Source organism: Salinivibrio sp. SS2 (genome assembly GCF_001722075.1).
GTDB classification, from domain to species: Bacteria; Pseudomonadota; Gammaproteobacteria; order Enterobacterales; family Vibrionaceae; genus Salinivibrio; species Salinivibrio proteolyticus.
The window spans coordinates 1-11,911 of record NZ_MEBP01000103.1 but is presented as its reverse complement, the minus strand read 5'-3'; the positions used below and the strand labels follow the sequence as shown (position 1 = coordinate 11,911).

General features: G+C 47.5%; 14 protein-coding genes and 1 pseudogene. 7 read left to right on the top strand and 8 right to left on the bottom strand.

Features of this window, described 5'->3' with window-relative positions:
• Positions 1-349, bottom strand: a 349-nt coding sequence (locus BGK46_RS13185) for a toll/interleukin-1 receptor domain-containing protein (RefSeq protein WP_139130786.1), incomplete at its 3' end; no start/stop codon positions are given.
• 342 nt (positions 350-691) lie between these two features.
• Positions 692-1,081, bottom strand: a pseudogene (locus tag BGK46_RS13180) (IS110 family transposase); the annotation flags it as partial.
• 91 nt (positions 1,082-1,172) lie between these two features.
• On the opposite strand from BGK46_RS13180, the gene BGK46_RS13175 reads away from it, so the two are divergent.
• On the top strand, positions 1,173-1,883 hold the full coding sequence (locus BGK46_RS13175) for a DUF2971 domain-containing protein (RefSeq protein WP_069589945.1): 711 nt from the start codon (positions 1,173-1,175) through the stop codon (positions 1,881-1,883).
• A 38-nt stretch (positions 1,884-1,921) separates the two neighbouring features.
• The gene (locus BGK46_RS13170) at positions 1,922-2,443 is read left to right on the top strand and encodes a hypothetical protein (protein WP_069589943.1); all 522 of its coding nucleotides are present in this window, start codon (positions 1,922-1,924) and stop codon (positions 2,441-2,443) included.
• A 212-nt stretch (positions 2,444-2,655) separates the two neighbouring features.
• Here BGK46_RS13170 and BGK46_RS13165 read toward each other — a convergent pair whose 3' ends face one another.
• Both BGK46_RS13165 and BGK46_RS13160 read right to left on the bottom strand, forming a co-directional pair.
• The gene (locus BGK46_RS13165) at positions 2,656-3,342 is read right to left on the bottom strand and encodes an NYN domain-containing protein (protein WP_069589941.1); all 687 of its coding nucleotides are present in this window, start codon (positions 3,340-3,342) and stop codon (positions 2,656-2,658) included.
• Positions 3,343-3,716: 374 nt separating this feature from the next.
• A complete protein-coding gene (locus BGK46_RS13160) occupies positions 3,717-4,616 on the bottom strand; it encodes a LysR family transcriptional regulator (protein WP_069589933.1) in 900 nt (299 codons plus the stop codon).
• Between the two features lie 129 nt (positions 4,617-4,745).
• Here BGK46_RS13160 and BGK46_RS13155 point away from each other — a divergent pair, with 129 nt between their 5' ends.
• From BGK46_RS13155 to msrB, 3 genes are all read left to right on the top strand, one after another.
• Positions 4,746-5,177 carry a CidA/LrgA family protein gene (locus BGK46_RS13155; protein ID WP_069589932.1) on the top strand — a complete coding sequence of 144 codons (432 nt, stop codon included), beginning with the start codon at positions 4,746-4,748 and terminating at the stop codon, positions 5,175-5,177.
• A 6-nt stretch (positions 5,178-5,183) separates the two neighbouring features.
• Positions 5,184-5,894, top strand: coding sequence for an LrgB family protein (locus tag BGK46_RS13150; RefSeq protein ID WP_069589951.1), 711 nt, complete (start codon positions 5,184-5,186; stop codon positions 5,892-5,894).
• A 120-nt stretch (positions 5,895-6,014) separates the two neighbouring features.
• Positions 6,015-7,160 carry a peptide-methionine (R)-S-oxide reductase MsrB gene (gene msrB / locus BGK46_RS13145; RefSeq protein ID WP_084781463.1) on the top strand — a complete coding sequence of 382 codons (1,146 nt, stop codon included), beginning with the start codon at positions 6,015-6,017 and terminating at the stop codon, positions 7,158-7,160.
• A 72-nt stretch (positions 7,161-7,232) separates the two neighbouring features.
• On the opposite strand, the gene BGK46_RS13140 is transcribed toward msrB, so the two are convergent.
• A complete protein-coding gene (locus tag BGK46_RS13140; protein ID WP_069589931.1) occupies positions 7,233-7,973 on the bottom strand; it encodes a substrate-binding periplasmic protein in 741 nt (246 codons plus the stop codon).
• Between the two features lie 161 nt (positions 7,974-8,134).
• On the opposite strand from BGK46_RS13140, the gene pcp reads away from it, so the two are divergent.
• Complete coding sequence (gene pcp, locus BGK46_RS13135; protein ID WP_069589930.1) at positions 8,135-8,779, top strand: pyroglutamyl-peptidase I; 645 nt, start codon at positions 8,135-8,137, stop codon at positions 8,777-8,779.
• A 92-nt stretch (positions 8,780-8,871) separates the two neighbouring features.
• Here pcp and BGK46_RS13130 read toward each other — a convergent pair whose 3' ends face one another.
• The 3 genes from BGK46_RS13130 to BGK46_RS13120 form a co-directional block, all read right to left on the bottom strand.
• On the bottom strand, positions 8,872-9,603 hold the full coding sequence (locus BGK46_RS13130; protein ID WP_069589928.1) for a glutamine amidotransferase-related protein: 732 nt from the start codon (positions 9,601-9,603) through the stop codon (positions 8,872-8,874).
• A 65-nt stretch (positions 9,604-9,668) separates the two neighbouring features.
• Positions 9,669-10,406 carry a lipoate--protein ligase family protein gene (locus BGK46_RS13125; protein ID WP_371440491.1) on the bottom strand — a complete coding sequence of 246 codons (738 nt, stop codon included), beginning with the start codon at positions 10,404-10,406 and terminating at the stop codon, positions 9,669-9,671.
• 37 nt (positions 10,407-10,443) lie between these two features.
• Entirely contained in the window at positions 10,444-10,827 is a 384-nt protein-coding gene (locus BGK46_RS13120; protein ID WP_069589925.1) for a cytochrome b562, read from the bottom strand.
• A 166-nt stretch (positions 10,828-10,993) separates the two neighbouring features.
• On the opposite strand from BGK46_RS13120, the gene BGK46_RS13115 reads away from it, so the two are divergent.
• A complete protein-coding gene (locus BGK46_RS13115; protein ID WP_069589924.1) occupies positions 10,994-11,761 on the top strand; it encodes a siderophore-interacting protein in 768 nt (255 codons plus the stop codon).
• Positions 11,762-11,911 lie beyond the last annotated feature (150 nt).

Here is an 11,911-nt window from a genome sequence, read left to right as displayed (position 1 = left end):
TATTATCTGAATTCAGGCCTTCCTGTCTAATTATAGGAATTACCTTGTTATCATCTATGTTTCGCATCAAAGCTGATGTGACGATCATTTTTTCATACCCTACACCGCCAGCCCCTTTATTGGCTTTGTTTACGTAGTTTTCTGTACAAACCATTATCACGCGATCTGATTGAGAGAGTTGCGTTTCCATGAAATGAGGAAGATCATCACCTGGTTCTAAACTCCAAGCATCGATGTTCGCATCAACACCAGCATTAACAAGTCTGGTTGCAAGGTCTAGAACCCATCTTTTGTGCTCAGGTGTATCGTGGGAATATGAAATAAAAACTTTAGGTGCTTGCTTCGTCATACAAAAAAACCTTCAAAATGATATGGTTATGATTTGGTGGCTAGTGGTCAAATATTCAAGAGCTTATTCGGTAACTTACAAGTTTTTTTGAGTCTTAGCTCACAAAGCATATAACACATATGAGCCCTTCTCCGGTCAATAGGCAATAGCATTTTTTTGGCTGCGCAGCAGCCAATGCTCTCGAACAGCAAAGTCGTCTACTTCGTTCTGTCATTTCCGCCATTAAGTCATTGCTTACGGCAAACACATATAGAAGGTCTCTTACTGCGGTCTCACCGCTGCCTGCCAATCATGTGACAGGGCCATTAGACATTATTCGGTTAACCCAAGCGTACGTTAATTGACCCAATGTTCACGTACACGATGAATGGCGAGAATCGCTTGGCGTTCGGGTGATTTAACAGGAATGAACCGGCTATTTGGACGCTGAACATCGTCACAAATGGCAACGGCATCGTTCAGGTCATTTTTTCCTTTTGTGCGATAAGGACCGACGTACTTTGCGGCCATGATACGGGTATCGTGACCGAGCTTGTTGAATTCTCTGGCCCAATAATGTGCCCCACTACAGGCCTCAATGCCTATGCACATCGTAGGCATATTTGCTAATGTAGCCAGTAGTTTGGCGCGTGAAACAGATCTATGGAGAATGACTTTTCCGTGGTCATCCACCGCGTGAAGAGAAAAGTGGTGCTTGGCGAGATCAACGCCACAAAAGAATTGAGTAGACATGGTTACCTCCAGTATTAAAGGCCGCACCTAAGTGTGGCAGATCTTCAAGAGGGGGAATCCATATCATTCGTTATAAGCTTAGGAGTATCCAGTGGCACTATATAAATTTCAAACTGCAAATATGAATTCTCTGACTGCTTTGAGAACACATTCTCTTTTCTTTTCAAAGCTAGAGAATCTCAACGATCCAACAGAGAATATGTTTGGCATCTTGCCGAGCGAAGAAAAAATCGATCCTAGAGTCATACCTGATATCAATGAATTACAAAAATGTTCTCTTTTATGTATGGGTACTGACTCGGAAAATGTCATATTAGAGTCTGATCTTTTAATGTGGACTCATTATGGGGCTGAATTGTCAGGAATTTGTCTAGTTTTTGATGATGAAATTCTTAAAAAAAGTTTTGAAGACCATGGTTGTAAGACGCATCAAAAAGTCGAGTATGGTTATCCAAAATTACTCGCAACTGATCAACTATTTAGTCAGCATATGGGTATAGAAGAAGCACCTGGTTTTAGTTTTCAAGATAGAAATACTGAACGGGCTATTAATACCTTTATTTTTAACAAGCCAAATTGCTTTAGTTATGAAAACGAATATAGATTTTTACTTAAAGAATCTGGGTTGGTTTCTTACACCCCGAACTCTTTGAAAAAAATAATTATTGGTTCTAAAATTGAGTCAGAGTCACTTCGTGATATGTTCATAGAAACAGCTAAAACTGTGAATAGTAACGTTGAGATTTACAAAGCTTGCGTGAAGAAAAATAGCTTTAAAATTCATATAGAAAATTTCTTATAATTGGGTATTAAGCATCAATTTTTTAAAATGGGGAATTCGTGAATATTAGATATTATGCTGACTTTTTCGATGTTCTAGTCGCTGACTGCCGTGAAGCCGCTGAAATTTGGGGTAAAGAGTGCACGCCATACTCTAGAAGAGCTTATGTTAAAGCCGTTTTCTCTTTCATCGATGGCAATACCTATCGATTAAATCAACTTTGGTTAGATTGTCATCAAGCAGGGGTTTTTGCTTTAACGAAACTGCAAATAAACAAACTTCATGGTTATAAATTTGGTGAGAATGGAAGGAAGCTGCCGCTTAAATCTTCGATTTTAGATAGTGTAAAGCTCTCTTTTTCAGTTCCATCGAAAGCTAGAGGTATTGATAATCCCTTAAATACCATTGGTAATGAGTGGTGTATTTTTAAAGAGGCTGTCCGTATAAGGAATCGACTTACACATCCCAAATCAGTTAATGATTTAGAAGTTTCCTTAGACGAAATAAAAATTATCGAATCTGCGTGTGATTTTTATAGGCAATCAACGAGGGCATTAATGCAAAGCTTAGTGGGAATTTAGGCTTAACTGTTCAAGAGGGGTTCGCGACGCGCGACATTTATACTGTGCGTTGGTTTCATTAATTAAGGTGGTACACTGCGGAATTGGTACTGCGTTGCCCATCCCTTAACAGGACCACATGGATTCCTCTATTCGTTAAGCATCCGTGAGCCATATTGAGTTTGGTTTAAACTGCTTCTTTACACTTGGTTTTAGGCTGACTGCTACCGGTTCTATTTTTGAGGTGTAACTTGATAGATAAAGGTTTTAAGTCCATCTATATGTTCCGCTAAATCGCCTTTTACCTTTCGCCCCATTGCATCTAAGATGAAATGCGCACCTTCTATTCTGGCTAATTTAGCTGCTGGGACAAAGTCACTGTCACCTGAAATTAAAATTATCTTGTTCGCGAGTTTCTTTAAAACTACGCTGGTAATATCGATACCTAGCTTCATATCGACCCCTTTTTGCCGAGGACGTAGAGAAACTTTATTCGGTTCTATGTCTTTGGGATCAACCTCACCACGGATAAGCTTATTGAAATTATGTACCTTATCTTTACGAATGAAACCCCATTCCTTATCAGAGGTACTTAGATGGCCCATACGACATGCTACATACGGTTGATGCGTTAAAGCCTCATGTAGATCAGTTTTATATTTAGTGATGTCGCTTTTTGAAAAATCAATCTGTTTGTTAGTAATCGGATGGTGTGCTTTTAACGTTAGAGGTGGGCAATCATAGTAGTAGATGCGGTATAGGTCTTCACCATTTTTACGGTCGACATGCTTTATCCAGTAGTGCCACATTTTCTTTGCGAGATCTTCAGGAACCATTTTCATTTCAGGATCAACAGCCGATGTGAAAATTCGATTAAAGAAACCGGCATCAACAAAAATTGCAACAGTACGACGGGACATCTTAGCCTCATAAAACGAAAAAGCCTCTGGGTCGTCACATCCCGTATGGTGGGAGGAGTCGCCAAAGGCCGTATGTTCTGTTCAACAATGTTGTTCTACAGCGAATACTAGATCATTTAGTACTTGGCTTGCAAGGAATGACAAATAATATACAGAACAGCCCAACTAATGTGTGTAGTGTTAGGGATAGGATAATGTAATTCAAGTGTGCAATTGGCAATTTAGTGTGAATTGCGTTGTATAACAATCAACTATGTCGTCAATCATTAACTTTTAGCAAGGTTTTCATCCCACATCACGCCATCTCTGAGCATCGAATTTAGTATCACCACCATATTGCGTACTAAAAGGCATTGTGGATCAAAGCACTGAGTCTATCGATGCACCTCTGTCGACTGGCACAACTGCATCCAGGCCTCGGCGGTGCGTGAGACATAGCGCTCGCCGTGCCACACTAACCCAAGTTGCCATTCAATCGCTGGGCTTATTGGTTTCACTAGCAATAATTCACTGTCCTCCAAGCTGGCGCTAAGGCGCTGGCATAAGGGCGCGGGTAAAAACGCTACCCCAGCACCACTTTTCACCAAGGCGGCTAAAAAATCCCACTGACTGCTACGCGCGGCAATGGTGGGCTGATAACCGTGCTCTTCACAGCGGGCAATAATCCGGTCGCTTAAGGTAAATTCGGCGCTATATAGATAAAACGGCTCATCTTTCACTGCCTGCCATGTCAGGCTTTTTTGCGCACGCCACACGGCTTGGTTGGGCAGCACTGCATAAATGGGGTGAGTTTGTAAGGGTAAGCTTTGCAAGCACTCGGGCTGGGTGTCGGTGAGCATGGTGATTGCCACATCAATCTCCCCATTGATCAGCGCTTGTTCGGTGCGCCGCCCCCCGTATTCAACAATACTGAGCGCCACATTCGGATATCGCTGACGATACTCACGCAACACATTGGCATACAGCGGCCCTATCATCGGTGGCATCCCCAATCTAAGCTGGCCGCGCGCCAGTTGGTTGAGATCATCGAGCTCGGAATTTAGCTGCTCGAACTCAGCAATAATGCTCTGCGCACGCTGATACACCACTTCACCAGCATCGGTTAACCAAAACCGCCTTCCCTCTCGGTGCAACAACGGCTGACCCACATCTTGCTCAAGGTTACGCACCATTTTACTGATTGTCGGTTGCGTTACATGCAACGACGCCGATGCGGCAGTAAAGCTCTGCTTTTCCACCAAGGCAATAAAATAGCGCAACGCACGAATATCCATAAACGGCCCTTAAAAGCTAATCGTTAATCATGCCATTTTGGCATAGTTTAAATAAAAAAAAGTCACTTTATTCACTCTCTGCCAAGACGTAAACTATGAGCCATCTCACAGATTCTTGGCACGCCTTCGATGCAATTGATTAAAAACGCCTTACTTACCTTACTGCAAGTCTTTGTCTTAGCAGGCATTTGGTTTTTGTCTGATTGGTTGGTCACAACCTTTGCTATTCCACTACCGGCCAACCTCACCGGTATGTTGCTGTTGTTAGGCGCATTAATGTTGAAAATTGTCCGTGCCGATTGGTTACGTCGCGGGGCAGCGTGGCTGTTAGCCGAGATGTTGCTGTTTTTTGTGCCGGCGGTGGTGGCGGTGGTCAACTACCAAGATTTATTGCTGCAAGAAGGCGGTAAGATCATGGTTGTTCTGATTTTAAGTACCGCGATGGTGATTGCGTCAACCGCTTGGGTGGTCGATAAAGTGTATCGTTTTGAGGTTAAAATGGCGCGCCGCCGCAGTAACCAGCACCACACGCACCACCCTGATCTAAAACCGGAGTGCTAAGCCATGATGTCTGCTTTACCTGCTTGGCTTCACGCCTCGTTATTAAGCGTTACCTGCTTTTTAATGACTCTTGGCTTTTATTACATGAGCAAATGGCTGTATCGCCGTCATCCCTCGATTCTGGTGATGCCATTGTTGCTCGCGCCCTTGCTGATTGTCGCGGTGGTAGTCGGGTTTAATATTCCGTATCAAGACTACATGGCGCAATCATACTGGCTGCTGTGGCTTCTGGGTCCGGCGACTGTAGCGTTTGCGATCCCTGTGTATGATAACCGCGCGCTCATCCGCCGCCATTGGTTATCCCTGTCAATCGGAGTCACTGTGTCGGTGCTGGTCGCGATTACCAGTACTGTGGTGCTAGCGCGGGTGTTTGAGCTGTCTGAACTGCTGCAACGCAGTTTGGCGATGCGCTCAATCACCACCCCTTTTGCCGTAGAAGCCACCAAAGCGATTGGCGGGCAAAGCGATCTCACCGCGCTGTTTGTGGTTCTCACTGGAGTGATTGGGATGGCGATTGGTGAAAGTATTCTGACCGTGATTGCGATTCGCTCGCGCTTAGGACGCGGCGCAAGTTTGGGCGCATCAGCACACGGAGCCGGCACCGCTAAAGCCTATCAGATAGGCCATGCCGAAGGGGTGGTGTCGAGTGTGGTGATGATGATTGCTGGCATGGTCACTGTGTTGCTTGCCCCTGTGTTGGGTCAGCTGCTTTGGTAGGTGATCGCTAAGGGCTTTTCTGCGCTACGTTATCTGTAACAACAGAAAAGTGGGAGAGGATGAAAGTTTCTGCTTGGCGCGCAGGTCTTTATCCTCACCAACCCTAATAACGAGGCGATCATGAAACAGCACAAGTCAATGTGGCGCGTTATCGCGTTTACAGCGTTCAGTTTGCTATCGATAGCAAGTTATGCAGCGGTGAAAGATACCGCCACCACAGACCAAGGCTACCAAAAAGCGACCCTTGCTGGCGGCTGCTTTTGGTGTACAGAATCTGATCTTGAAAAGCTCAACGGCGTGATTGATGTGGTGTCTGGCTACTCAGGCGGTGAGCTTGAAAATCCCACCTATAAAGAGGTTTCGTCCGGCACCAGTGGACACATTGAGGTGATTGATGTCACCTATGATCCTAACGTCGTGAATTATGAACAGGTGCTGGATCAGTTTTTCCGTCATATCGACCCCACCGATGACCAAGGCTCGTTCGTTGACCGTGGCCCGCAATATCGTCCCGCGATCTTTTATCGCTCTGAAACACAAAAGCAAATTGCCGCGGATTTTATGGCGGAAATTGAAGCGTTAGGCGTGTTTAAAAAGCCGCTGAAAACCGAGTTAATCCCGTTTGAGAAATTCTGGCCCGCAGAAAGTTATCATCAGGATTACTACAAAAACCACAGCATTCGCTATAGCTACTACCGCTATGCATCAGGGCGTGACCAGTATCTGGACGAGATTTTTGGTGATGATCGCAAAGACAACCCGGTCACCTTGCGTGAGATGATTGATGCGCAAAAAGCGGAAGAGATGACATCAACGAACACCCGCTACTCGCGCCCCTCGGATGAGAAAATTCGCGCAATGTTGTCAGACATTGAGTATGAAGTCACTCAAGAAGATGGTACTGAACCCGCGTTCCGCAATCGCTACTGGGACAACAAGCAAGCGGGGATTTATGTGGATATCGTTTCGGGCGAGCCGCTGTTTTCCTCCACCCACAAATACAAATCCGGTACTGGCTGGCCGAGCTTCACACAGCCCATTAATGAGCAGTATGTGGTTACTAAGCCGGATAACTCCCTGTTCTACACGCGCACCGAGGTCCGCAGCAAGGTCGCCGATTCGCACCTTGGTCATGTGTTTGAGGATGGTCCTGCCCCCACCGGCTTGCGCTATTGCATGAACTCAGCCGCGATGCGCTTTGTGCCCGTCGATAAAATGGCCGATGCCGGTTATGAGGATTATCTCTATCTGTTTGAGAGCCAATAAAGTTAACGCCGACACGAAAACGCCCCAGCGAGTTCTCTCTGGGGCGTTTTTTATATGTGGATGATTAAACGATCAGTTCGCCGGTTTTTGTTCAGGCGGCGTTTGACCGTATTTTTCAAAAATGGCACTGACTTCGCCTGAGGTAACCATTTGCTGAATAGTCCGCTCAAACTCAGGGAAATAATTCGCCACCGGTGATTTTTTCGGAATGCTGACATAGCGTCCATTATAAAAACGGTCAACAAAATTAGCTTGAGTGAACGCACTCACCGCAGTGAACTTATCAATATCATGACTGGAAGATGTCACTGCCACATCAATGCGCCCGTTTTCCAGCACCTTGATAATTTGTTCCGTGTCGTTGTAATAGCGACGCTTAAGATCGTCAGTATTGTTAAATAAATCGGAGTAGAAGCTATCACGCAGTGCGCCGATCCGATACTGCTTTAGCTCTTCAAAACTGTTGATTTGCTGGTTAACGTTTGGACCGATGATGTAAAACACTTCACGGACGCTGTAACCATACGGAACGGCATTCAAAAAGGCCTCACGCTCATTGTTCATCGAATGACGTGGAATAATATCAACTTCCCCAACTTCGGCCACGTTGATCGTTCTTGCCCAAGGTACCGTTGACCAATCGACGGTATGGCCCATTTTCTCTAGCGCAACAGTAATGATTTCAGCCACTGGCCCATCACATCCCGCTTCGGTAGGGATCAACTCAGGCGCACGATCACGACAATGGGCTCTAAAGGTATCAGCAGTCGCCGGTACCGCGACAAGTATCAGTGCCAAAAGTAAGTGTTTCATTGTTTACCCTCACTGTGAACAGTACTCAGTAAGCGTAGCGAGACCTTTGCAAATGCGCCTACTTTTTAATCAGCATTCACAACAAACACAAAGGTGACCCCTGTCAGTGTTTGCGGTAAAGTCCTTTTATCTCAGGAATATCACATCAATAGGGACATGGCATGCACACCATCTTAATTACTGGATTTGAACCGTTCGGCGGCGAGAGCGATAACCCGTCTTGGCAAGTGGCAAAAGCATTAGAAGGCTGGCAGCCTAATGAGGAGTGCATTGTTAAAGCCGTGCGCCTGCCCTGCACCTTTGCAGACAGCTTACCGACGTTACACAGCGCGCTAGAATCGCTCAGTCCGGTAATGGTGATCGCCCTTGGCCAAGCCGGTGGTCGCGCAGAGATAAGCTTAGAGAAGGTCGCGATCAATTATCAGGACGCGCCCATTCCCGACAACGCCGGTAAGCAGCCGCATGGTACGCCGGTGGTGCCATCTGGACCCACTGCGTATTTCTCTACCTTGCCCCTCAATCGTTTAGTGAACGCATTAAACGAAGCGCATCATCCTGCCAGTGTTTCTTACACCGCGGGCACCTTTGTGTGTAACCACGTGTTTTATGGCTTGATGCATGCGCTGGCTCATCACACCGAGGTACGCGCCGGCTTTATTCATATTCCCTACAGCCCAGCACAAGCGTGCAAACACCGCGCCCCGAGCATGCCGGTAAGTGATGTGGTGGCAGCGATGAAGATAGCCGTCGAGTTGAGTTTATTGGATGATGATGTCACCGCCGTGTGTGAAGGCATGTTGCACTAAGACGCGGTAGATGGCGCTCAGACGATGACGCTCAAACAATGACGCCTAGCAGCGGAGCACAGTGGCGGTTACCGTGCTCCTAACCTAATTGCTTAAAACAGCCACTCAGTGACGAGATCGTTGTCAGTCAGCACACTATCGAGAAAGGCAAACAAGTGCGCATTCATCGGAGCCGTATCAAAGGCACGAATGGAGGCAGGGTCTTGAATAAAGCGCTTGTTAGCGGCCTCGCCCTCTGGATAGGCGGCTTGCAGTAAACCTTCAACCGCCAGAGGCGTCAACTCAAGATGGCATTGAAAGCCATACACCCGTGGTCCGTACTTCACGATCTGGCGCGGACAGCCTTCGCTGCTAGCCAATACACGGCTATTGGGTGTCAGCCCCGGCATATCATTGTGCCAATGGCCCACAATTTCTTGCGGTGCGAAGTGCGGAATGTGCTCGTCGATGTGGCCATCTTCGCTTAATTGGATGGGGAAATAGCCAATCTCGGGCTCAGGGCTTTTCTGATACGGCGCGCCCAAGGCTTCACCAATCAGTTGCGCGCCGAGGCAAATCCCTAACACCGCGCTGCCTTGTTCGATACACTGCCTAATCAGCGCTTGCTCGCGTTGGCTATCGAAATGCGGACACTCAGACTGTGGCGTATCTGGACTCTGCGGCCCGCCGAGTACCACCAGCAGGTCAATGCCTTCACCGCTTTCTGGCAACGGCTCGCCCCGATACAAATGACTGGTGGTCACATGATAGGCACGCTCGTCACACCAATCTAAAATGGCTCCTGGGCCTTCAAACGCCTCGTGAATAACAAGATGGACGCGCATTCCTCTCTCCTTGGGATTTGTTTTAGGCACGATTGTGCTAAAGCATACTATATTGAGCCGCGGCCTCAAGCCTTGCCCACCACAAGTGGTGGCCTCGCTATAAACGCTTGAGTCAACAACTGAAACAGCTGTTCGGTTGTCGGCAGTTCATCTAGGTGCGCCGATAATGGGGTATGTACCTCGGCCTCAATGCGATCGGGGTGACCACAAAGCTGATTACACAGCGATACAGGGGCAACAATATGTTGGCAATCGGCATCAATCAGCAGACACGCTTGTGCCAGCATTACGGTTTGTTTGGCTGAACCTGCTCCCGTGCCTAAATGCAGAATACGCTGAGCGGTGCCCACCACTTTTTTGCCGGCAATATTGAGGTTGTAGTCACCATCACAATACGATCCGGGCGTGTCACCCACCGTGGTCGTAATGCCTAACTGATGGAAAAAAGACTGCAAAATGGTGCAAAAATATTTGTAAGCCGTTTGGATATGATAAGGGGTGTTATTCGGCCACACCGTCAGGTAAGACACGTTAATCACGCCGGGTAGTTGCGGCACCGGCGCCCCGCCTGTTCGGCGGCTCTGTATTTGCCAACCTAACGCTGATAGGGCGCGACGCAATTCAGGCGTTTGGGGCCATTTTTGGCCTGCTGGCAGCACCAAGGTTTGCGCATCTGGCTGCCAAAGCAGTAATGCCTCGTTGAGTTCACCCTGCTCTACTCGGTGGATCAACGCCTGTTCTTTCTCAAATGCAGATGCTACCGACAGCGAGGGATAACGCAGAATCGTTTTTTGAGTCGCCATCATACCCTCGCTATCGTCACGTTCACTGATTGCGCGATTAACCGAATAAGCGCTGCCAAATGCTTGGGTTGCGTTTGTCGTGGTACTCTTCACGCAAGGCATCAATTTGGCGCAAACCTTGTTGCGCCTTATCAAGGTCGCCTTCGCTCAGCGCGGCATCAATTTCCTCTACTGTCACCGCCAGCTTATCGAACCCTTCCATGAAGGTCTCTGCTTTTTCCGGTGGATAGCTACCCGCTTTAGCTTGCGCAATCAGGGTTTCTAATTTCGCAACCGGGGCTTGCATGGCTTCGATACTTTGTGCGCTCGCCGCCTCTTTAAAGGTCATTTTCATTTCTTTCATGATCGGCTTGAGCTCAGAGGCCGAGACGTTCAACGACAGCAGCACCGCCATCGCGCCCGTGAGTATGACTTTCTTCATTTTTGCTCCATGTGATTGTTTTTTAGTAATAATAATGCGTATGTATCTTACTCACTTCTCAGGGTATTGCCTAGTATAGAAGCGTAAAACAATGTAAAGCACTTACACATCCCGCATCCGAATGGTATGATTAATTGTAAATGATAATGATTTTAAGTTAGAAAACATGAAACAGCCGAACTATCACCTCACTCACGTTATTGATACCCAAACCGTCACACCTAATATGCAACGCTTGACCTTACAAAGCGACGCTTTCGCGGCGTTCCCTGCAGAGTGTGAAGGCGGCTATATCAAGTTACTGTTTGATAAAGCGGGAAGCACCGATCTGAGCGGATTAGCAGAAGGCGAGCGCCCCGTGATGCGTACCTACACCATTCGCCGCTTTATGCCTAGCCAGCAGCAAATTGAAGTGGATATGGTTCGTCATCAAATCGAGCAAGCCGACTGTGGTTTTGCCGCGCGCTGGGCTCTGAATGCCCAAGTGGGCGATACCATTAATATTGCCGGCCCTGGGACGATTGCGCCGATTAATCGCGATGCGGATTGGTTCTTTATGGCGGCCGATATGACTGCGTTGCCGGCACTATCGGCCAAGATCAAGACCTTGCCTAACAATGCCAAAGGTTATGCAGTGATCCAGCTCGATACCGCAGAGGATGCTCAACCACTCGACGCCCCCGCGGGGATGGAGATTATTTGGCTGACCACCCCGACGTTGGCCGAGACGGTAAAAGCTCAGCCTTGGTTAGCCGGGCAAGTGTCCGTGTGGTGTGCCTGTGAGTTTGAAAGCATGCGCGCACTGCGCCAGTACTTCCGCAATGATCGTGATGTGGAGCGCGAGTTTATCTACATCAGCAGCTATTGGAAAAATGGCGTGACCGAAGAAGGCCACAAGGTGATCAAGCGCGAAGATGCGGAGAACAATCAGTAAGCCTGAGCAACTCGTTTTTATCGACATTGAGCGTGCTTATCGCGTCTCTATCCGCATAAAAAAAGCGCCGATAACGGCGCTTCAGATTGCTGACGAACCCCGCCTTTTTAGGCGGGGTTCTTTTTGATAAGCGGCCGTAGGCCGCGATCG